The 21,568-nt window shown below is 64.7% G+C and carries 19 protein-coding genes, 1 tRNA gene and 1 other RNA gene; 11 read left to right on the top strand and 10 right to left on the bottom strand.

Annotated elements, in window-relative coordinates; translation table 11 throughout:
- Positions 1 to 5: 5 nt before the first annotated feature.
- Positions 6 to 82: transfer RNA gene (locus DFP89_RS00835), tRNA-Arg, on the bottom strand.
- Between the two features lie 196 nt (positions 83 to 278).
- The gene (locus DFP89_RS00830) at positions 279 to 761 is read right to left on the bottom strand and encodes a GNAT family N-acetyltransferase (protein WP_114347486.1); all 483 of its coding nucleotides are present in this window, start codon (positions 759 to 761) and stop codon (positions 279 to 281) included.
- Between the two features lie 273 nt (positions 762 to 1,034).
- Between DFP89_RS00830 and DFP89_RS00825 the strand changes: the two genes are divergently transcribed.
- From DFP89_RS00825 to DFP89_RS00800, 6 genes are all read left to right on the top strand, one after another.
- Positions 1,035 to 2,135 (top strand): sulfate/molybdate ABC transporter ATP-binding protein, encoded by a 1,101-nt coding sequence (locus DFP89_RS00825; protein WP_114347485.1) that lies wholly within the window; start codon positions 1,035 to 1,037, stop codon positions 2,133 to 2,135.
- On the top strand, positions 2,132 to 3,130 hold the full coding sequence (locus tag DFP89_RS00820; protein ID WP_114347484.1) for a sulfate ABC transporter substrate-binding protein: 999 nt from the start codon (positions 2,132 to 2,134) through the stop codon (positions 3,128 to 3,130). Before DFP89_RS00825 ends, DFP89_RS00820 begins: the two co-directional genes overlap by 4 nt.
- Entirely contained in the window at positions 3,127 to 3,969 is an 843-nt protein-coding gene (gene cysT / locus DFP89_RS00815; RefSeq protein ID WP_114347483.1) for a sulfate ABC transporter permease subunit CysT, read from the top strand. Before DFP89_RS00820 ends, cysT begins: the two co-directional genes overlap by 4 nt.
- Complete coding sequence (gene cysW, locus DFP89_RS00810; protein WP_114347482.1) at positions 3,966 to 4,793, top strand: sulfate ABC transporter permease subunit CysW; 828 nt, start codon at positions 3,966 to 3,968, stop codon at positions 4,791 to 4,793. Before cysT ends, cysW begins: the two co-directional genes overlap by 4 nt.
- Positions 4,794 to 4,854: 61 nt before the next feature.
- Positions 4,855 to 5,577 carry a molecular chaperone DjiA gene (locus DFP89_RS00805; RefSeq protein WP_114347481.1) on the top strand — a complete coding sequence of 241 codons (723 nt, stop codon included), beginning with the start codon at positions 4,855 to 4,857 and terminating at the stop codon, positions 5,575 to 5,577.
- A 57-nt stretch (positions 5,578 to 5,634) separates the two neighbouring features.
- Entirely contained in the window at positions 5,635 to 6,126 is a 492-nt protein-coding gene (locus DFP89_RS00800; RefSeq protein ID WP_114347480.1) for a hypothetical protein, read from the top strand.
- A 22-nt stretch (positions 6,127 to 6,148) separates the two neighbouring features.
- Here the strand turns inward: DFP89_RS00800 and DFP89_RS00795 are convergent, their stop codons facing one another.
- The 6 genes from DFP89_RS00795 to DFP89_RS00770 form a co-directional block, all read right to left on the bottom strand.
- Positions 6,149 to 7,366 carry a glycosyltransferase family 4 protein gene (locus DFP89_RS00795; RefSeq protein WP_114347479.1) on the bottom strand — a complete coding sequence of 406 codons (1,218 nt, stop codon included), beginning with the start codon at positions 7,364 to 7,366 and terminating at the stop codon, positions 6,149 to 6,151.
- A complete protein-coding gene (locus DFP89_RS00790) occupies positions 7,363 to 8,958 on the bottom strand; it encodes an ABC transporter ATP-binding protein (protein ID WP_114347478.1) in 1,596 nt (531 codons plus the stop codon). Before DFP89_RS00790 ends, DFP89_RS00795 begins: the two co-directional genes overlap by 4 nt.
- A complete protein-coding gene (locus DFP89_RS00785) occupies positions 8,955 to 10,061 on the bottom strand; it encodes an ABC transporter permease (RefSeq protein ID WP_114347477.1) in 1,107 nt (368 codons plus the stop codon). The genes DFP89_RS00790 and DFP89_RS00785 overlap by 4 nt, the downstream gene beginning before the upstream one ends.
- Positions 10,061 to 11,203, bottom strand: a complete 1,143-nt coding sequence (locus tag DFP89_RS00780; RefSeq protein WP_114347476.1) for a microcin C ABC transporter permease YejB — start codon at positions 11,201 to 11,203, stop codon at positions 10,061 to 10,063. Before DFP89_RS00780 ends, DFP89_RS00785 begins: the two co-directional genes overlap by 1 nt.
- A 36-nt stretch (positions 11,204 to 11,239) precedes the next feature.
- A complete protein-coding gene (locus DFP89_RS00775; protein ID WP_114347475.1) occupies positions 11,240 to 13,177 on the bottom strand; it encodes an extracellular solute-binding protein in 1,938 nt (645 codons plus the stop codon).
- 211 nt (positions 13,178 to 13,388) lie between these two features.
- The gene (locus DFP89_RS00770; protein ID WP_114347474.1) at positions 13,389 to 13,931 is read right to left on the bottom strand and encodes a c-type cytochrome; all 543 of its coding nucleotides are present in this window, start codon (positions 13,929 to 13,931) and stop codon (positions 13,389 to 13,391) included.
- Between the two features lie 156 nt (positions 13,932 to 14,087).
- On the opposite strand from DFP89_RS00770, the gene DFP89_RS00765 reads away from it, so the two are divergent.
- The gene (locus DFP89_RS00765; protein ID WP_114347473.1) at positions 14,088 to 14,969 is read left to right on the top strand and encodes a prephenate dehydratase; all 882 of its coding nucleotides are present in this window, start codon (positions 14,088 to 14,090) and stop codon (positions 14,967 to 14,969) included.
- 31 nt (positions 14,970 to 15,000) lie between these two features.
- Here DFP89_RS00765 and DFP89_RS00760 read toward each other — a convergent pair whose 3' ends face one another.
- Positions 15,001 to 15,462, bottom strand: coding sequence for a hypothetical protein (locus DFP89_RS00760; protein ID WP_114347472.1), 462 nt, complete (start codon positions 15,460 to 15,462; stop codon positions 15,001 to 15,003).
- 149 nt (positions 15,463 to 15,611) lie between these two features.
- On the opposite strand from DFP89_RS00760, the gene DFP89_RS00755 reads away from it, so the two are divergent.
- A complete protein-coding gene (locus tag DFP89_RS00755; protein ID WP_114347471.1) occupies positions 15,612 to 17,471 on the top strand; it encodes a bifunctional 2',3'-cyclic-nucleotide 2'-phosphodiesterase/3'-nucleotidase in 1,860 nt (619 codons plus the stop codon).
- Between the two features lie 53 nt (positions 17,472 to 17,524).
- An RNA gene (gene ffs, locus DFP89_RS00750) (signal recognition particle sRNA small type) lies at positions 17,525 to 17,621 on the top strand.
- 73 nt (positions 17,622 to 17,694) lie between these two features.
- Here the strand turns inward: ffs and DFP89_RS00745 are convergent.
- Complete coding sequence (locus tag DFP89_RS00745) at positions 17,695 to 18,594, bottom strand: LysR family transcriptional regulator (RefSeq protein ID WP_114347470.1); 900 nt, start codon at positions 18,592 to 18,594, stop codon at positions 17,695 to 17,697.
- 105 nt (positions 18,595 to 18,699) lie between these two features.
- On the opposite strand from DFP89_RS00745, the gene DFP89_RS00740 reads away from it, so the two are divergent.
- Together DFP89_RS00740 and DFP89_RS00735 are read left to right on the top strand one after the other, a co-directional pair.
- Positions 18,700 to 19,932, top strand: coding sequence for an aminopeptidase P family protein (locus tag DFP89_RS00740; RefSeq protein ID WP_114347469.1), 1,233 nt, complete (start codon positions 18,700 to 18,702; stop codon positions 19,930 to 19,932).
- A 164-nt stretch (positions 19,933 to 20,096) separates the two neighbouring features.
- Positions 20,097 to 21,173, top strand: coding sequence for an ABC transporter substrate-binding protein (locus DFP89_RS00735; RefSeq protein ID WP_114347468.1), 1,077 nt, complete (start codon positions 20,097 to 20,099; stop codon positions 21,171 to 21,173).
- The last annotated feature ends 395 nt before the right edge of the window (positions 21,174 to 21,568 follow it).

Below are 21,568 nucleotides of genomic sequence, written 5' to 3'. Positions count from 1 at the left end.
GGGGTTGGCGATCCCGGCGTGACTCGAACACGCAGCCTAGCGCTTAGAAGGCGCTTGCTCTATCCGATTGAGCTACGGGACCGTAGTTTCACCTCAGTCACTTCCTCTGATAGCGGTTCGGAAAACGGTTCGCAACGCCGCCCTCTCCGCCTAGTGTATTGTTACTCCATCCGTTTTCTGGTCCAGAGCTGCCGCTTAGAAGGTCCCTGCTCTATCCAGTTGAGCTACGGGTCCACACCGGCGCTTTCATGGCAAAGAGCGGACGCTGAATCAACCGCTCAATCGGCCTGCACAAGGTCCATGGTCATGAAAACGCTGTTCGGGTCCGGACGGTAGCCACCAAAGGGGCCGCATTCGACAAAGCCCGCCCGCGCATAAAGCCCACGCGCGGCGATAAAGGTCGGCTGCACCCCGGTTTCAAGGCTCAGCCGCGCCAGCCCCTCGGATCGCGCATATGCGATCAGCGCCTCAAGCAGGCGGCGCGACAGGCCCCGGCCCCGGGTTTCGGTCAGGACATGCATGGACTTGATCTCGCCATGATCCGGGGCGATGCGCTTAATCGCGCCCATGCCGATCGCCACCTCGCCATCGCGCAGCACGAAGAATGCAATCGAGGGATCGACCAGCGCCGTGCGCGGCAGCATGTGGATCGACTCGGGCGGGGTATCGGCATGCATGTCGGCGGTATGGCGCTGGAAAAGCAGTCCAAGATCCTCGCCCAGCGGGCTTTCACGTTCGATCCGCACTGTGCTTTCCGTCATTCCTGCCCCCTGTGACTTGCGTGGACGCTAGCAGCCGGGTTCGGCAAAGCGAAGGGTCCGCGCATCCACGGCAATGAAAAATAAGGATGATTGCCGATTTTCGCGCCACGCTGCCCGGACGCTGTTCGCGGGTGCCACCGGCGCGGCGAACAGCGGACCAGAGCCGGCGGCAGATCGGGAAATCATTCGCCCCTGCCGGTCGCCGGACAGGCCCCCATGCCTTGCCGCAGTCGGGCCCCGTCGCTAACTCGGCTGGGAAACCCGGAGGCGCGCATGTCCATCGTCATCGACAACATGACCAAAAGCTTCGGCGGCACCCCGGTGCTGCGCGGCATCGACCTGACCGTCGAGTCGGGCGAGTTGGTGGCGCTGCAGGGGCCATCCGGCTCGGGCAAGACCACGCTTTTGAAGATCGTCGCCGGGCTGGAATGGCCCGATGCCGGCGCGTTGGACGTTCACGGCACCGACTGGCTGCGGCTGGCGGCGCAGGATCGCCGCATCGGCTTTGTGTTCCAGCATTACGCGCTGTTTCCGCATATGAGCGTGCGCGACAATATCGCCTTTGGCCTGACCGTGCGGCCCCGCGCCAGTCGCCCGGGCAAGGCCCAGATCGCCGCCAAGGTCGATGAGCTGTTGCAATTCCTGCAGATCGCGCATCTGGGTGACCGCTATCCCGCGCAGCTTTCGGGCGGCCAGCGCCAGCGGGTGGCACTGGGGCGGGCGCTGGCGATCGAGCCTTCGGTCTTGCTGCTCGATGAGCCCTTTGGCGCGCTGGACGCCGCCGTGCGCCGCGACCTGCGGGCATGGCTGCGCAATGTCCATGAAGAGACCGGCTCGACCACCATCTTCGTGACCCATGATCAGGAAGAGGCGTTCGAACTTGCCGACCGCGTCGTCGTCATGGGCGATGGCCGGATCGAGCAGATCGGCAATGCCGACCAGATCCACGATCATCCAGCCTCGCCCTTTGTCGCCCGCTTCATGGGCGCGACGGTGGAACTGCCGGTGACGCTGCATGCCGGCCGCGCCGAGGCTGCCGGGCTGGACGCAGGCCGTCTGCCCCGCCGCGCCCAGCCCGACGGGCCGGCGACGCTGTTCCTGCGCCCCGCCGACATCACCCCCGTCGCCGATCCGCATGGCCGCTGGCATGTCGCGCGCTGCGACAGCAATGGTGCGGCGCTGCGCATCGACCTGACGGATGGCGCCACCACGATCCCCGTGGACCTGCCCCGCCGCGCCCCCGAGGCGCGCGGGCTGGAACGCGGCGCCCGTGTCCTTTTGCGCGCCGAGGCGGGTGCGCTTTTTGCCGCGCCGCGCCGGGCACAACCCGCCCCCGCCGTCCGGACCGAATATCCCAAGGAGAAAGCCGTATGACCTTCCCGAAACTTCGCATCGCGGCCCTGGCGCTGCTGATCGGCGCCAGCCCGGCTTTGGCGCAGGACAAGATCCTGAATGTCAGCTATGACATCGGCCGCGAGTTGTTCGAGGCGCTGAACCCCGAATTCCAGACGCATTGGAAGGAAAAGACCGGCCGCGACGTGACCGTCGATCAAAGCCATGCCGGATCCTCGAAACAGGCGCGCGCCATCCTCGAGGGGCTGCCGGCCGATGTGGTGACCTTCAATCAGGAAACCGATATCGACGTGCTGGCCAAAGGCGGGCTGGTCGCCGAGAACTGGCGCGAGGCTTTCCCGAACGGCGCCTCGCCCTATTATTCGCTGCCGTCCTTCCTCGTGCGCAAGGGCAATCCCAAGGGCATCAAGGACTGGTCGGATCTGGCGCGCGATGATGTAGAGCCGGTCTTTCCGAACCCCAAGACCAGCGGCAATGCGCGCTATACCTATCTGGCGGCCTATGCCTATGCGCTGGCCCAGAACAATGGCGACGCCGCCAAGGCGCAGGAATTCGTCGGCAAGATCTTTGCCAATGTCCCGGTTTTCGACACTGGCGGGCGCGCCGCGACCCCGACCTTTGCCGAGCGCGAGATCGGCGACGTTCTGGTCACCTTCGAGGCCGAGACGAAATCCATCGCCAAGCAATATGCCGATCAGGGCTTTGAGCCGGTAACGCCCTCGATGAGCCTTTTCGCCGCCTTCCCGGTCGCCGTGGTGGCCGAGAATGCCGAAAAGAACGGCTCGACCGAGGTTTCGACCGAATATCTGAACTGGCTCTATACGCCCAAGGCGCAAGAGATCATGGCCCAAAACAACTATCGCAGCACCGACGCGACCGTCACCGCCGCCCATGCCGCCGATTTCCCCGAGGTGAAGCTGGTCACCGTGGACGAGGTCTTTGGCGGCTGGGAAAAGATCAAGACCGAGCATCTGGCCGAGGGCGCCATTCTTGACACGGTCTTCGTCAACCAATGAGCCACAGGCCCATCAAGCCGAAACGTGTCCTGCCGGGGTTCTCGCTGAGCCTCGGCACGACGCTGCTTTACGTGGCGCTGGTCATCCTTTTGCCGGTGATCGCGCTGGTGCTGAAAGGCGCCGAGATCGGCCCCGGCCAGTTCTGGTCCATCGTCACCGCGCCCCGCACGCTGTCGGCGCTGCGGGTGACGGTGACGGCGGCGCTGGTCGCGACGATCTTCAACGCCTTTTACGGGCTTTTGATGGCCTGGGTGCTGACCCGCTATGAGTTTCCCGGCAAGCGCATTCTGGACGCGCTGATGGACGTGCCCTTTGCCCTGCCGACCGCCGTCGCAGGCATCTCGCTGACCGCGCTTTATTCCGCCAATGGCTGGTTCGGCGCGCCCCTGCAGGCGGCCGGGATCGAACTGGTCTATACGCTGGGGGGCGTCATGCTGGCCATGGCCTTCACCTCGACACCCTTTGTCGTCCGCGCCATCCAGCCCGTGCTTGAGGATCTGGACCCGGCGCTGGAACAGGCGGCGATGACGCTGGGCGCGCGGCCCTTTGCCATCTTCCGCCGGGTGGTCCTGCCCGCGATCCTGCCCGCATGGCTGGCCGGTTCCACCGTGGCCTTTGCGCGCTCGCTGGGCGAGTTCGGCGCGGTGGTCTTCATCGCCGGCAACCTGCCCTTCAAGACCGAGATCGCCGCGCTGCTGGCCTATATCCGGCTTGAGGAATATGACTATCAGGGCGCCGCCGCCATCGCGCTGGTGCTGCTGGCTTTCGCGCTGATCCTGCTGGTCGTCTCGAACCTGCTGCAATTCCGCGCCGCCCGCCATCTGGAGGCCAGCGCATGACCGCCGCCGCCCTGCTGCCCCATGCCCCCGGCCAAAGCCGCACTGTCCCGCGCCTGCTGATCGGGCTGGCCTTCGTCTTGACGGCGATCTTTGTGGTGGCGCCGCTGGTCTTCATCTTCTGGCGCGCCTTTGCCGAGGGCTGGGCGGTCTATCTGAAAAACATCAGCGACCCGATGACCCTGCATGCGATCTGGCTGACCAGTCTGGTCGCGGTGATCGTGGTGCCGGTCAATATCGCCTTCGGCATCGCGGCCGCCTGGGCCATTGCGCGGTTCCGCTTTCCGGGGCGCAAACTGCTGATGGTGCTGATCGAGATCCCCTTCTCGATCTCGCCGATCATCGCCGGCATCTGCTATCTGCTGCTTTATGGCCGCCAAGGGCTGCTGGGACCGTTTCTCGCCGAGCATGACCTGAAGATCATGTTCGCCCTGCCCGGCATCGTGCTGGTCACCATGTTCGTCACCGCCCCCTTTGTCGCCCGCGAGGTGCTGCCCCTGATGCAGGCGCAAGGCTCCGAACAGGAAGAGGCCGCCGTCACGCTGGGCGCGCGCGGCTGGCAGGTGTTTTCGCGCGTGACCCTGCCCAATATCCGCTGGGCGCTGCTTTACGGTGCGGTGCTGGCCACGGCGCGGGCGGTGGGCGAATTCGGCGGGGTCTCGGTCGTCTCGGGGGCGATCCGGGGGCAGACGAACACCCTGCCTTTGCAGATCGAGCTGATGTTCAACGACCTGAACACCACCGGGGCATTCGCCGCCGCCTCGACGCTGACCGTGATCGCGCTGGTGGTTCTGGTGGTCAAGGCCGCGCTGGAAAGCCGCAGATAGCATCTTGCAACACGCGGGAATGTCAGTGGACTTGGCTTTCCCCGGACTCTAGGTTGTGCCGATGGACGCCGCGATGACCCCCAAAAGCACCTGCCCGGAACTGCCGAAGCCGCGCAGTTTCTGGCAGCGCATCGCCGACCGGCTGGCGGCGATCATCGGCGCGCGACGTCCCGCCACCCCGCCCGAGAAATCCGTGGCCTTTTCGATCGCGGTGATCTCGCTGGGGGCAAAGCTGGCCAAGGCCGACGGCACCGTCGGCCGCTCCGAGGTCGCGGCCTTCCGACGGCTGTTCATCATCCCCCGCGCCGAGGAAAAGAATGCCGGGCGGGTCTTTGATCTGGCGCGGCAGGACGTCGCCGGTTTCGACGCCTGGGCGCGGCGCATCGCGGCGATGTTTCCCAAGGGCGATCCGGTGCTGTCGGACGTGATCGAGGGGCTCTTCATCATCGCCCTGGCCGACAGCGAGTTGCATGAGAACGAGATCATCTTCATCGACGAGGTCGCCCGCATCTTCGGCCTCCCTGAACAAGAGGTGGCGACGATCCGCGCCCGTCATGACCGCAGCCATGGCTGCGCCTCATGCGAGGTGCTGGGCATTGCCCCCGACACGCCCCTGCCCGAGGCGCGCAAGCGCTGGCGCGACTTGATCCGCGAGAACCATCCCGACCGCGCCATCGCCCGTGGCCTGCCCCCCGAGGCGATCCGACTGGCCGAGACCCGCACCCGCGCCCTGAACGAGGCATGGGACGCTTTCCGCAGCATGCGGACCATGCGCACCGCCTGACGGGAACCGAGAGGGGCTGCCGGGGGTTTTACCCCCAGCAGTTTTCAGGACCATTCCATGCGCAGATTTCCCGCCCTGATCCTTGCCGCCGCGCTGTCCTTGCCGGTGGTCGTCATCGCCCAGCAATGGACGCCGCCCGGCGCCGATCAGGACCCCGCCCCCGAAAGCGATTCCGGTGGCAGCATTTTTGAACGCGGCATGGAAAGCTTCATGCAGAATATGCTGAAAGAGGCCGAGCCGCATCTGGACCGGCTGGGCCGCGATCTGGGCGACACGGTCAATTCGCTGCGCCCGGTTCTGGGCGATATCGGCGCGCTGATGGATGATGTGAAGAATTATCAGGCGCCCGAGCGGCTGGAGAATGGCGACATCCTGATCCGCCGCCGTGCCGATGCGCCGCCGCCGCCCCCGGTCGGCAATGCCCTGCGCGACATGCTGCGCCCCGCGCCCGAGGACGATCCGAGCCTGCCCCCGCCCGACGGCGCGGCACCCCGCGTCCCCGACCAGCCCCTTCCCGAGGCCGAGCCGGGCACCGAGATCGAACTTTGAGATCGAACTTTGAGATCGAACTTTAGGGCGCGAAGCTTTCCACCCAGTCGATCAGCCGCGGCAGCGTCCCGGTCTTGAGGTCATAGCCATCGACGATGACCTTGCGCGCGGCCTGGGTGATCCGCTCGCGCTCGGGATCGCCCGCAAGCCCCTTGATCAGCGCCGCCTCAAGCGCGGGCTGGTCGAAGAAGGGCACCAGCCGCCCGGTCTCGCCATCGCGGAGCAGCTCGCGCACCGGCTCGGTATCCGATCCGACGATATAGCAGCCCGCCGCCATCGCCTCGGTCATCGACCAGCTGAGGACGAACGGATAAGTCAGGTAGCAATGCACGCGGCTGACCTGCAAAAGCGACAGATATTGCGGATAAGGCACCCGGCCCATGAAATGGATGCGCGACAGGTCCAGCTGGCCGTCCAGCTCGGCCAGCATCTTGGCCTTCCAGCTTTCGGCATCCTTGGGCTTGGCACCATAGCTGACGCCATCGCCGCCAACCAGTACCACCTGCGCATCCGGCCGCGCCCGCATCACCCCAGGCAGCGCCCGCATGAAGCGGTGAAAGCCGCGATAAGGTTCCAGAGAACGCGAGACATAGGTCAGGATTTCCTGGCCCGCGTGCAGTTTGCGGCCATCGGGCAGCAGGAACTCGGCTTGCGGATTGGGGCGAACCTTTTCGGTGTCGATCCCGTCATGGATCACCGTCAGTTTCTGGCGCAGCTCGGGCGGGAAAGAGCTGGCCTGATACTCGGTCGGCGAAAGCCCGGCATCGGCCTGCACCAGCCCCTGGATCAGATGCGCCGAGCGTGCGACCGTGCCGGCGCGCGCCTCGTCGCTGTCCGAGCCGACCTCGGGATCGAAGCCCACGTCCTGACCGCGCGTGCGGTAAAGCAGCTCGGCATAGACCAGAAGCTTGGCGTCGGGGAAGATCTCGCGCAGGAACAGCGTCTCGCCCCAGCCGCTATGGCCGAAGATCAGATCGGGCCTGAAATTGTGCTTGTCGCGCAGGGCACGGCAACCGCGCGCCGCCAGCCAGCCGCGATCGGTATGTTCGCAATAGGTCCGGCCCAGCATCGGCGGCATCTTGGTCTCGGGCGGGGCCTTGTAGCGCACGACATTGACCGGTGACGGGCGCTGGTTCTTTTCATCCGTCAGCGCCAGAACCTCATGGCCGCGGGCGGCCAGAGCGGGGGCAAGATGCAGGAACTGGCCGGGGAAGTTCTGGTGAACAAACAGGATTTTCATGCGCTTTTCGTCAGGAAGGCCGCATCGATCAGGCGGCGGGTGTAATCATTCTTGGGGTGATCGAATACTTCGTCCGTGCTGCCCTGCTCAACCACTTCTCCGGCGCGCATGACCATGATCTGATGCGACATGGCACGAACGACACGCAGGTCGTGGCTGATGAACAGGAAGGCCAGCCCGTGCTTGCGCTGCAAACGGCGCAACAGCTCGACGATCTGGACCTGCACGGTCATATCCAGCGCGCTGGTCGGCTCATCCAGAACCACCAGCTTGGGTTTCAGGATCATGGCGCGGGCAATGGCGATGCGCTGGCGCTGGCCGCCCGAAAATTCGTGCGGATAGCGGTGCATGCTGGCCGGGTCCAACCCCACCTCGCGCATGATCTCGTCGACCATCTCGCGGCGGTCGCGGCCCGGCTCGACGCCGTGGACGCCCAGGCCTTCGGCGATGATCTGCTCGACCGTCATGCGCGGCGACAGGCTGCCGTAGGGGTCCTGAAAGACGATCTGCATGTCGCGGCGCAATTCGCGCAGCGCCCGGCCTGGCACGCCCGCGATATCGCGGCCCATATAGACGATCGGCCCGTCGCTTTCGATCAGCCGCATGATCGCCAGCGCAAGCGTGGTCTTGCCCGATCCGGATTCGCCCACGATCCCCAGCGTCTCGCCGGCGCGGACCGACAGCGTGGCGCCGTTGACGGCCTTGATATGGCCGACCGTGCGGCGTAGGAAGCCACGCTTGATCGGGAACCAGACCTTGAGGTCCTTGGTCGCCGCGACCTCGGGGGCGTCCTCGGGCAGCGGGTCAGCGCGGCCCCGCGGTTCGGCCGCCAGCAGCATGCGGGTATATTCGTGCTGCGGATCGGCAAAGATCTGTTCGACCGGCCCCTGTTCGACGATCTCGCCCCCCTTCATCACGCAGACCCGGTCGGCGATGCGGCGCACCAGCCCCAGATCATGGCTGATGAACAGCATGGACAGGTTCTCGGCCGCCTTGAGCTCGGCCAGCAGGTCCATGATCTGGGCCTGAATGGTGACGTCCAGCGCCGTCGTCGGCTCATCCGCGATCAAAAGCTCCGGGCCATTCGCCAGCGCCATGGCGATCATCACCCGCTGGCGCTGCCCGCCCGAAAGCTGATGCGGATAATCCGCCAGCCGCGTTTCCGGGTCGCGGATGCCGACGCGGGTCAGCAGCTCGATGATGCGCGCCCGGACCGCCGAACCGCGCAGGTCCTGATGCAGGGTCAGGCTTTCCGCCAATTGCTGTTCCAGCGTGTGCAACGGGTTCAGCGAGGTCATCGGTTCCTGAAAGATGAAGCTGATATCGTTGCCGCGCACCCGGCGCAGTTCGGATTCGGATGCGCCGACCAGCTCGCGCCCCTCATAGCGGACCGAGCCGGTCAGCTGCGCCGATTCCCCCAGAAGGCCCACGGTGGACAGCGCCGTGACCGACTTGCCCGAACCGGATTCGCCCACCAGCGCCACCGTCTCGCCCTTGCCGACGGCAAAGCTGACGCCCTTGACCGCCGGCACCACCTGCCCGTCCTGCCTAAACCCGATGCGCAGGTCTTTGACGTCCAGAACCGGGGTCATCGGAAGGTCTTTCTTGGGTCGAATGCGTCGCGAATCCCCTCGAAGATAAAGATCAGCAGCGACAGCATGATGGCAAAGGAAAAGAACGCGGTGAAGCCCAGCCAGGGCGCCTGCAGGTTCTGCTTGGCCTGCAGGGCCAGTTCCCCCAGCGACGGCGCCGAGGTCGGCAGGCCGTAGCCCAGATAATCCAGCGCCGCCAAGGACGAGATGACCCCGGTGACCACGAAAGGCAGCATGGTCAGCGTCGCCACCATGGCATTGGGCAGGATGTGGCGGAACATGATCTTGCGGTCCGAGACCCCCAGCGCGCGGGCCGCGCGGACATATTCAAAGTTCCGCGCCCGCAGGAATTCGGCCCGCACCACACCCACCAGTGCCGGCCAGCCGAACAGGATCGACACGAACACCAGAAGCCAGAAGCTGCGCCCCAGGATCGCAAACAGGATGATGATGACGAAAAGCGAGGGGGTCGAGCTCCAGATTTCCAGCAGGCGCTGGAAGATCAGGTCAGTGCGCCCGCCGAAATAGCCCTGGATCGCCCCCGCCGAAATCCCGATCACCGAGGCCACGACCGTGACGATCAGCGTGAACAGGATCGACAGCCGGAAACCATAGATCACCCGCGCCAGCACATCGCGCGAAGTGTCATCCGTGCCCAGAAGATGCGCGCTATCGGGGGCGCTGGGGGCGGTGCCCACATTGTTGATGGTGCGGTAGTGATAGGGAATCGGCGGCCAGAGCATCCAGCCCGCCTCGACCGGCTGGCCCGCGATCATGCCGGTTTCTGCCGCCTCGCGCGCGACGCCCTCGGGGTCGTCCCAGCATTCCGGGCGTCCGCCGGTCTTGATCAGGCATTGCACGCCGGGATCGGTATAGATCGCCTCGGTGCCGAAATCGCCGCCAAAGGCGGTTTCCGGGTAAAAGCGATAGACCGGGAAATAATATTCGCCCTTGTAGCTGACCATGATCGGCCGGTCATTGGCGATGAGTTCCGCGAAAAGCGAGGCCACGAACAGCACCGAAAACAGGATCAGCGACCAGAAGGCGCGCCTGTTGCGGCGGAAATTCCGCAGGCGGCGGCGGTTCAGTTCCGACATGGCCATCAGCCGGCCCTCCGCTCGAAATCGATGCGGGGATCGACCAGCACATACATCAGATCCGACAGGATCCCGACCAGCAGGCCCAGCAGGCCAAAGACGTAAAGCGTGCCGAAGATCACCGGATAATCGCGCTGCACGGCGGCCTCGAAGCCCAGCCGGCCAAGGCCATCCAATGAGAAGATCGTCTCGATCAGGATCGAGCTGCCGAAGAACACGCCCAGAAACATCGCCGGAAAACCCGCGATGACGATCAGCATGGCATTGCGGAAGACATGGCCGTAAAGGACGCGCCGCTCGGTCAGGCCCTTGGCGCGGGCGGTCATGACATATTGCTTGTTGATCTCGTCCAGAAAGCTGTTCTTGGTCAGCAGGGTCAGGGTGGCAAAGCTGGAAATCGTCGTCGCCACCACCGGCAGGGTGATGTGCCACAGGTAATCCTTGATCTTGCCGATCAGGCTGAGGCTGTCGAAATTCTCGCTGGTCAGGCCGCGCAGCGGGAAGATCTGCCAATAGCTGCCGCCGGCGAACAGCACCATCAGCAGGACCGCGAACAGAAACGCCGGGATCGCATAGCCGATGATGATGATGCCGCTGGTCCAGGTGTCAAAGGCCGAGCCGTTCCTGACCGCCTTGCGGATGCCCAGCGGGATCGAGATCAGATAGGCGATCAGCGTCGACCACAGCCCCAGCGTGATCGAGACCGGCATCTTTTCCACCACCAGATCGATGACCGAGATCGAGCGGAAGAAGCTGGTCCCGAAATCAAAGCGCAGATAATTGCCCATCATGATCAGGAAGCGTTCGACCGCGCCGATCTTTTCCTTGTGGCATTCGGGCGATTTCAGGTCCGGCTCGCCCTGATGGGCGGGGGTGCAGGTGATGCGGGCAAAGCCCATCTGCACCTCAAGCTGGTCCAGAAGCTCGGGCGGGATGCCGCGGGCGCCGGCATATTCGCTTTGCTGCTGCTGGGTGTCGCCCCCCGCACCGGCGATATTGCGGAATGCGTCGCCCTCGCCCTGGACGCGGGCGATGATCTGTTCGATCGGGCCGCCGGGGACGAATTGCGTCAGGGTGAAGTTGACCAGCATGATGCCGATCAACGTCGGTATGATCAGCAGCAATCGCCGCAGGATATAGGCTGCCATCCGACTGTCTCTTGCGCCCCGCCTGTTTCGCAGCCCTTAGCGCAGCGCGCCAGACTGTTTCAGCTTTGCAGCCTTATCCGCGTCATACCACCAGAAATCAAGCTCACCCAGATCATAGGGGGGCATGTTCTGGGGATGGGCAAAGATATCGTAATAGGCGAGCGTGTATTCCGCCTTGTACCATTGCGGCACCCAGAAGCGCAGCGCGCGCAGGCTGCGGTCCAGCGCCTTGATGACGGCGTCGTTTTCCTCGCGCGTGATGGCCTCGATGCCCTTCTGGATCAGCGCGTCGATGGCCGGGTTCGCCAGCCCCATCGGGTTGAAGACGTCCCCCACATTGGCCGAGCCAAAGGTCTGCTCGTCGCCGCCGCCGACCGTATAGCCCTGCGGGAACTGTTCGGTGACCATGTCGAAATTATGGCTGCGGGTGCGGGTCTCCATCTCGGCATCATCGACGCGGGCATTCACCGCATCGATGCCAAGCGCGCGCAGGTTCTGCACGAAGGGGTTGATGATACGGTCAACGCTTTGATTGTCGTTCAGGATTTCCAGCGTCAGCTTTTCGCCCTTGGCATTGGCACGCATGCCGTCCGGCCCGGCTTTCCATCCCGCCTCATCGAGCAGTGCCGAGGCCCGGCGCAGGTTCTTGCGGTCAAGCTGGGTCTTGCCCGAAACCGGCTGGATCACCGCATCCGCAGTCAGGATCCCGTCCGGCAGATGCTTCAGCAGCGGCTCAAGCAGCAGGCGCTCGGCCTCGGTCGGTTTGCCCACGGCCTTCAGCTCGCTATTGTCCCAGAAAGAGTTGATGCGCGTGTTCAGGCTGTAGAGCAGCGTCTCGTTCGACCATTCGAAATTGAACATCAGCCCGATGGCCTCGCGCACACGGATGTCCTGAAACTTGGCGCGGCGCAGGTTGAAGACCCAGGACTGGCCGCTGGCGACGCCGCCCCGGGGCAGCAGCTCCTGCTTGACCGTGCCAGCTTTCAGCGCCGGAAAATCATAGCGCGTCGCCCAGTGGATCGACGAGACCTCGTTGCGGAAGGTATAGACGCCGGCCTTGAAGGCCTCGAAGGCGGCATCGTAATCGCCGAAATATTCCAGCCGGATCTTGTCGAAATTATGCCGCCCGACATTGATCGGCAGATCCTTACCCCAGTAGTCGGGGTTGCGCCGCACGCTGGCCCAACGCCCCATCTCGGCGGCATCGGCCATATAGGGCCCCGAGCCGATAAAGGGCTTGTCGCTGGATTGTTCGATGTCGCGCTTGTTCTTGCGGAAATCCTCGCGCGAAAAGACGATCTGGCTGCCGACCTGCTGGATCACGTCGCGGCGTGGATAGCCCGGCTGGAAATAGAACTTGATCCGGTGGTCGTCCAGCACCTCGGCCTTGGCCACCATCTTGGCGATGCCGGTGCGATATGAGGACAGGCCCTTGTCGCGCAGGAGTTCGAACGAGAACAGCACGTCATGCGCGGTCAGGGGCGAGCCGTCCGAGAACTTCGCCTCGGGGCGCAGGTTGAAGATCACCCAATCGCGGCTTTCGGGATATTCGATGGTCTCGCAAAGCAGGCAATAGGCGCTGTCGGTTTCATCCGCCGTGCCCTCCATCAGCCGTTCCAGCATGATGACCGACAGGAAATTCGCCCGCCCGCGATGGGTAAAGGGGTTGTAGCTGTCAAAGCCGCCAATGCCGGATTGCGAAATCTCGCCGCCCTTGGGCGCATCGGGGTTCACATAGCGCAGATGCTTGAAATCGGCGGGCAGCTCGGGTTCGCCAAAGGTCGCGATGCCATGGGCGACGGTGATGCCGGGCTTTGGCGCCTGCGCGGGGGGTTGCCCGGCGGTCTGCCCAGCAGTCTGTGCCGGGGCTTGCGCTGGGGTCTGCTGGGGCTGCTGATCTTGGGCAAGGCCAAGACCGGGCAGGACGGCAAGCATCAGGGCCAGCGGGGCATGTCGCAGGAAGGGCGTCGTCATCGGGTCTTTGTGATCCTCTTGGCTCGTCTTGGCTCATCGGGCCCGTTGGTCCGGGCCGCCTCGGGCGCAAGGCTAGCAGGCATCGCCCCGGGTTCAACAAGCAAATGCGTGATCCGCCGCGAGGGTGCCGCGACCGGAGGCCCCGGCCCGCGCGCCAAAAGAAAAGGGCGCCCCAATGGGACGCCCGTGACCTTGTTGCAAGTGCAGGATGTTACGGCTGGCTTTGCAGATAGGCGATCAGGTTGGCGCGGTCCTGCACCTTGGGCAGGCCGGCAAAGGCCATCTTGGTGCCCTTCACGGCGGCTTTCGGGTTCAGCAGGAAATGCTCGAGTGCCTCGGGGGTCCAGTTCGGCGCCTCGGCAGCATGGGCCTTCATCCCGTCGGAATAGCCAAAGCCGCTGACGCTGGCCACGGCGCGGTCGACGACGCCGTTCAGATGCGGGCCGGTGCCGTCGGCGCCATCGAGCTTGTGGCAGGCCTTGCACTTGCCAAAGACCTTTTCGCCGGCAGCGGCATCGGCCGAAGCCATGACGGTGGCGAAGTCGGGGCCTTCCTCGGCTGCGGCGGCCTCATCGCCACCACCCGCATCCTCGACGGCGATGGTATAGGCCTGGGCGTGCTCTTCGCCCTCGCCGTGACCGCCGCTGGTGCCGATATGGTAAATGCCCGAGGCCGCCCAGGTCATCAGCAAAAGGAACAGAAGCGAGCCGATCAGCGCCCCGGCCGCCTTGGTGATGGTCATGGTATCGAACATGTCTGCGGGCCCCTTGTGCGGTCTGTCCGTGGATTTGGCTGTATCTACCCGCTTTTGTTCCGCCGGTTCAAGGTATAGTTGTCGCCCCGACATGACAAAACCGACGGCGTCGCCGTCCCGACACGGGCGCAAGACCCCCAGAGCAAGGTGCGATCCATGACCGATGCCCCGACCCAGAACGTCATCGCATTCCAGGGCGAACCCGGCGCCTACAGCCATCAGGCCTGCCGCTCGTATCGCCCGCAGATGGAGGCGCTGCCCTGCCGCACCTTCGAGGACGTGATCGAGGCCGTGCGCAGCGGGCGGGCCGAACTGGCGATGCTGCCGGTCGAAAACTCCACCTATGGCCGGGTTGCCGACATCCACCACCTGCTGCCCGAAAGCGGGCTGCACATCATCGACGAGGGCTTCGTGCGCGTCCGCATCAGCCTGATGGGCGTGCCGGGCACCAGGCTTGCCGACGTCACCGACGCCATGAGCCACCCGGTCCTGCTGGGCCAGTGCCGGGGCTTCATGCGCCGCCACGGGATTCGCGGCATCGTCGGCGCGGACACGGCCGGCTCGGCGATGGAGATCGCGCGCCGCGGCGAAAAGTCGCTGGCAGCCCTTGCCGCGCCGCTCGCCGCCGAGATCTACGGGCTTGAGGAGTTGGCCGCCGATATCGAGGACCGCCACAACAACACCACGCGCTTCCTGATCATGTCGCGCCAGCCCGATTTCAGCCGCCGGCCCAACAGCGAGGGCGACGGCACCATGATGACCACCTTCGTGTTCCGCGTCCGCAACATCCCCGCCGCGCTTTACAAGGCGATGGGCGGCTTTGCGACCAATGGCGTGAACATGACCAAGCTGGAAAGCTACATGGTGGACGGGGTCTTCACCGCGACCCAGTTCTATGCCGATATCGAGGGCCATCCCGAGGACCCCCATGTCGCCCGCGCGCTTGAAGAACTGGACTATTTCACCTCAAGCCTGAACGTGCTGGGTGTCTATCCGGCCGATCCGCTGCGCGCCCTGCAGGCCGCGGCCGGGGACTGAGGCAAACGCACCGGCACTGCGCGGCCGGCCATCAGACCGTCTGCGCGGCGACAAGCTGGTCGACGAATTCGGCGATTCTTCGGTCGAATTTCCGGTCAAGCTGCGGCTTGCCCAGCTTGGCGGTCTGCAGCAACAGCCGCGCCTTCATGCCGCGCGGCAGAATGTCGGTTTCAAAGATCAGCCGCGATCTGACCGGCGACAGTGCAACGACCGTCATCCGGATCGTCAGGTCGAAATGTTCGGACTGGCCCTGCAGCTCCAGCGTTTCCGGCGGGTCATGGCGCGTCAACTCAAGCGCGATTTCGCGCCGGCGACCGCGCCAGTCGAAATCGATGCGCCAGTTCATTCCGGTGCCCGGCTCGGACAGCGAATCCAGCCTGCGGACCGAGGCGCCCTTGCGTGACAGCGACCGCTCCATGACGTCGAAGTTGCTGATGGTGCGAAACAGCGTGGCTGCCGGGATATCGGCCTCGTGGCGCGTCGAGAACTTCATGTGTTGCGACCGAATTCCTGGCTGTTGCAGTCACGGTTTCTTCCCATGTCGCGACACGGCATGCAAGCATGCCACATGGCTTGCATGGTTTCGCATTTCATATACAATCATAAGTTGCATACAGTCGATGCTGGCCAGCCGCAGGTTTCATGACGTCAGACGCCCGATCCAACGCCACAGACCAGTTCCGCGATCGTATCGATTTGCGGATCATGGCGACGACCGATCTGCATATGCATGTGCTGGGCTATGACTATCTTGCCAACCGCCCCTCGACCCGGCTGGGCCTGTCGCGGACGGCGGCGCTGATCGCGCGCGAACGCAAGACCGCCACGAACAGCCTGCTTTTCGACAATGGCGATTTCCTGCAGGGCAGCCCCATGGGCGACTATCTTGCCGCCGCCGATGACATCGCGCCGCGTCGCCCGCATCCCGCCATCGCGGCCATGAATGCGCTTGATTATGATGCCGGCACCATCGGCAATCATGATTTCAGCTTCGGCATGGGTTTCCTGCGCCGCACTTTGGAAGGCGCAAGCTTTCCCTTCGTGGCGACCAACCTTGTTTCGCGCCGCCCCCTGCCCAGCTTTCCCGACATCCTGCTGCCGCGCAAGTTCCGCGACCGCGCCGGGCGGACGCATCTGCTGCAGATCGGCGTCCTCGGCTTCATGCCGCCGCAGACCGTCGAATGGGAGCCGGAGCTGAAGACCGAGATCCGGGTCGAGGATATCCTGACCGCCGCCCGGGCCGGGATCGCGCGGCTGCAGGCCGCCGGCGCTGATCTGATTCTGGCGCTCTCCCATAGTGGCATCGGCGCATTGGAGCCCGGCCCGATGATGGAGAACGCCGCGACCGCACTGGCCGCCCTGCCCGGCATCGATATGGTGATCGCCGGACATACGCATCGGGTCTTTCCGGCCGCCGATCATCCCAGCGGCCCCGGCATCGATGCGGGCATCGGGACGCTGGCAGGCAAGCCCGCGGTGATGCCGGGTTTCTGGGGATCGCATCTTGGGGTGATCGATCTTGGCCTTGAGCCCGAGGGCGCGGGCTGGCGCATCGCCGAGTTCCGCTGCCGCGCCGAGCCGGTCGACGGCAATGAGGACCATCCCGCCGTCACCGCGCCGGCCATGCCCGCCCATCGCGGAACCCTGCGCCATTTCCGCCGCCGCGTCGGGCGGACCGAGCTGCCGCTCAGCAGCTACTTCACCCTGATCGGCGAGGATCCGGGCCTGCGTCTGGTGACCATGGCGCAGCGCTGGCATGTGCGGCGCGCCCTGCGCGGCACGCGCTGGGAAAGCTTGCCGATCCTGTCGGCGGCGGCGCCGTTTCGCGCCGGCGGCCGTGGTGGCCCCGATCACTATACCGATGTGCCCGCCGGCCGGCTGACCCTGCGCAATATCGCCGATATCTACCTGTTTCCGAATCGCATCTGCGCCATCCGGATCTGCGGCGGCGATGTTCTGGAATGGCTCGAACGTTCGGCCAGCCTGTTTCGCCGCATCGAACCGGGTCAGGCCGACCAGCCGCTGATCGACCCCGAGTTTCCAAGCTATAACTTTGACATCATCGACGGGCTGGACTGGCAGATCGATTTGACGCGACCGCCGCGCTATGCCCCGGACGGGCGTCTGGCCTGCGCCGACTCGCACCGGATCACCGCGCCGACGCATCGCGGCCGGCCGCTGGATCCGGCGCAGGAATTCATTCTGGTGACCAACAGTTTCCGTCTCTCCGATTGCGGCATGTTCGCGCCACTGGTCGCCGGGCGGCCGGTGCTGCTGGACGGCACCTCGCGCACGCGCGAGGTCTTGCAGCGCTATATCGCGCGCCGCCGGGTTCTGGCCCCCGAAGGCGGCGCGGGCTGGCGTTTCGCGCCGATGTCGGGCACCTCGGTGCTGTTCGGGACCAGCCCCGCCGCCGCCCCGCATCTGCACCGCCTGAGCAGGCCGGTCGAGACGGTCGGCATGGATGACAGCGGCTTCCTGCAGCTGCGGCTGCATCTGTAAGATGGCCGCCAACGGGCTTGCATCCCGCCGCGCGCGCGCATATCTAACGCCCCGAGAGGTTGGCGCGGGCGAGCGCCTCGCCAACCCGGTCAGGTCCGGAAGGAAGCAGCCGTAACGAGTCCCGCTTGGGTCGTTGTCCAGCCTCTCACCCCATCCCCAAAGCGTCGAAATTTTGTCCCGGCCCCCGGCCTTCAGGGACCTTTGCCGCAAGCGATGCGCGCGGCTAGCCCGCGGCCTGTTCGGATCTTATCCATGACAGCAAGGTCTGCCTCGCCCGGCGCCGCGCGCCGTCGAGCTGGGGCGCGCCGGATTGCGTCAGGTAATAGTCGAAGTTCTCAAGGACGGATATGGTCGACAGCTGGACAAGCCGTCCCTCGGCCAGATCGGGCCGCACCATCGCCAGCGAGCAAAGCGCGACCCCCTGTCCGGCAAGGGCGGCGGCGCGCAAGAGGTTGAAGTCCTCAAAGACTGCGCCCGGCAACCGATCGGGAACGGCCTGACCGGCGCGGCTGAGCCAGGTCCGCCAGCCCGACAGATCGCTGTCATGCAAAAGCCCGACCTTTAGCAGCCATTGGCTTGTCAGCTGCGCGGGCGACGATCCGAGCAGCGCGGGGCTGGCCACCGGCACGCTGCGCCCGGACAGAAAGGGCTCGGACACGATACCGTCGCCTACCGGGCAGGATTCGGCAAAGGTGAAGGCCAGGTCGGTCGTAGCGAAGTCAATGTCATGACCATGATGGGCATAGATCACCCGCAGCTGGACTTCCGGATGCTGCGCCCGAAAACGCGGCAGTCGCGGAATCAGCCAGCAGATCGCCACCGACGGAATGGCCGCCACGACCAGCGCGCTCTCCGAGGCGGCAGGCCGTGCCCGGCGGCAGGCCGCCTCGATCGCATCAAAGGCCATGGTCAGATCGCGCGCCAGCGATGCGCCTCGGGGCAGCAGCGTCGGAACCCTGCCGCTGCGATCAAACAGCGGCGCCCCGACCCATTGTTCCAGATGTTTCACCTGATGGCTGATGGCGGGTTGGGTCACGAAAAGACTGTCGGCGGCGGCCCGGAAACTGCCGGTCCGGGCAACGGCCTCGAAGGCGCGCAGGGCGTTCAGCGGTGGTTGGGTCATGCGTCTTTTACATGAGAAAATCTAATCATCAGATTACAAAACCTCTTTTGACGACAGCCATCGGCAGATGACACCCTGCAGGAAATCTAACGCAAGGAGGGGCCAATGGCCAAGCGCGAAAGACTACAGAACTTTGTCGACAACGGCGAGAAGGCCAAGGGCACGTTCTCGGCCGGTGAAATGCAGCGCCGGCTGGACGCGATCCGCAAGCACATGGCCGATAGCGCCATCGACGCGGCGCTGTTCACGTCCTACCACAACATCAATTACTATGCCGATTTCATGTATTGCCAGTTCGGGCGGCGCTACGGCTTCTTCGTCGATCAGGACCATGCGACATCGATCAGCGCCGGCATCGATGGCGGCCAGCCCTGGCGCCGGACCTTTGGCGGCAGGAACCTGACCTATACCGACTGGCAGAAGGACAATTACTTCCACGCCATCCGCCAGATCATTGGCACCGCGAAACGCATCGGGATCGAGTTCGACCACGTCAATATCGACCTGCTGGCGCTGCTCAGGGCCGAGTTTGCGGGCGTGGAATTCGTCGATATCGCCGCCCCCGCCATGCGCCTGCGGATGATCAAGTCGGCCGAAGAGATCGCCCATATCACCGAGATGGCCCGCATCGCCGATCTGGGCGGGGCGGCCTGTGTCGAGGCGACCGCCGTCGGCACCCCCGAACACGAGGTCGCGCTGCACTCGACCGCCACCATGGTCCGCGAGATCGCCAGGACCTGGCCGGATGGCGAATTGCTGGACACCTGGACCTGGTTCCAGTCCGGCATCAACACCGATGGCGCGCATAACCCGGTCACCTCGCGCCGGATCGAAGGTGGCGATATCCTGTCGCTGAACTGCTTCCCGATGGTCGCGGGCTATTACGTCGCGCTGGAGCGCACGCTGTTTGCCGAACATGCCAGCGACGAGCATATCCGCCTGTGGGAATTCAACTGCAAGGTCCATGACCGCGGCAAGGAGCTGCTGGTGCCCGGCGCGAAATGCTCGGACATCGCGGCCGAGCTGAACGAGATGTATGCGGCCAGAAACCTGCTGCAATATCGCAGTTTCGGCTATGGCCACAGCTTCGGCGTGCTGTCGCATTACTACGGCCGCGAGGCAGGGCTGGAGCTGCGCGAGGATTGCGACACCGTGCTGGAACCCGGCATGGTCGTCTCGATGGAGCCGATGATCACCCTTCCCGAGGGCATGCCCGGCGCCGGCGGCTACCGCGAACACGACATTCTGGTGATCGAGGACAGCGGCAATCGCAACATCACCGGCTTTCCCTATGGCCCCGAACATCTGATCGTGAAGGGCAAGGCCAAGGCCGCCTGAACGCGCGCAGGCTGCCCCGGCAGCGGCGTCATCTCCGGTGCCCCGGTGACGACCGGGACACCGGCCCATCACATCACGACCCCGGCCGCCCATGGCCCGCAATCATCCCGGCCCGGGCAGCCGTGCCGATGTGAACACAAAAACAATCAACAGGAGAGCCAATCATGCACCGCAAGATCATCCTGACCTCCGCGATGACGCTTCTTGCCACCACCGTCATGGCCGCCGAGATCACCGTCATGTCCTGGGGCGGCACCTATGGCCAAAGCCAGGTCGAAGCCTATCACAAGCCCTTCACCGCCCAGACCGGGATCAATATCGTCGCGCTTGACAGCGACAACCCGGCGATCCCGATCAAGGCGCAGGTCGAGGCGGGCAATGTCACCACGAACGTCGCCGATGTCGAATATGCCGACGCGATCCGGCTTTGCGACGAAGGCCTGCTGGAGCCGATCGATCCGGCGATCCTGCCGCCCGCCCCCGACGGCACCCCCGCGACCGAGGATTTCCTGCCGCAGGGTCTCAGCGATTGCGCAGTCGGCTCGATCGTGTTCTCGACGGTCTTTGCCTATGACCGGAGCAAGTTCCCCGACGCCAAGCCGCAAACCATCTTAGACTTCTTCGACACCCAGAAATTCCCCGGCAAGCGCGGGATCAAGAAAGTGCCCAAGGCCGTGCTGGAAATGGCGCTGATGGGGGACGGGGTTCCGGCGGATCAGGTCTATGCGCAGCTTGCGACCAAAGACGGCGTTGACCGCGCTTTCGCCAAGCTCGACAGCATCAAGAAGGACATCGTCTGGTGGGAGACCGGCGCCCAGCCGCCGCAGCTTCTGGCCGATGGCGAGGTGGCGATGACCATGGCCTATAACGGCCGCATCTTTGGCGCCGCCGTTGCCGAGGGCAAACCCTTCGAGATCGTCTGGGACGGGCAGGTTTATGAATACAACCTGTTCGTCATTCCGAAGGGCGCGCAGAAGCAGGAAGAGGCGCTGGAGTTCATCAAATTCGCCACCGGCACGCAACGGCTGGCGGATCAGGCGAAATGGATCAGCTATGGTCCGGCACGCAAGTCCTCGGCCGGCCTCGTCGGACTCTATCAGGACGGCAAGACCGAGATGGCTCCGCATATGCCGACCAACCCGGCCAATATGCAGAACGCGCTTGGATCATCCTACGAGTTCTGGGTCGACCATGAGGCGGAACTGGCCGAACGCTTCAGCGCATGGCTCAGCCAGAGCTGAGGGATGGGACATGGGCGGGCGCACGGGTTTCGATCGCTGATGAGCGGATTTCGATTGCGCCGTGCCGTCCCGCGCCATGGGAAGCGACAAGCTGCGCAGGTCGGTGCTGTCCCACCGACCTGCCCTGCCTTTGCCGCAGCTCAACCTGCCTGAGCCGGGGAGATCCAAACGGTCTGGACGCATGGGAGATGGCGGGGCCTCGCGGGATCGGCCTTGGAGCGGGCAGGTTCAGGTAGACCAGCCCCCACGCCGCTTGTCACGGCCCTTGAACTGACGTAAGCCGTGACATGTGCCCTTGTTCCTGCGGGGGCCATCTCCGTCCGCGTCTCAGGTTGCCTGTATATTCCTGCGTAACAATTTGAAAATATTTCCATCCGCACGCGCACCGAGAGTTC

Origin of the sequence: Paracoccus lutimaris (assembly GCF_003337565.1) — a bacterium.
Taxonomy (GTDB): Bacteria; Pseudomonadota; Alphaproteobacteria; order Rhodobacterales; family Rhodobacteraceae; genus Paracoccus; species Paracoccus lutimaris.
The sequence above is the reverse complement of the archived record's forward strand: the minus strand, read 5'-3'. Positions and strand labels throughout refer to the sequence as shown.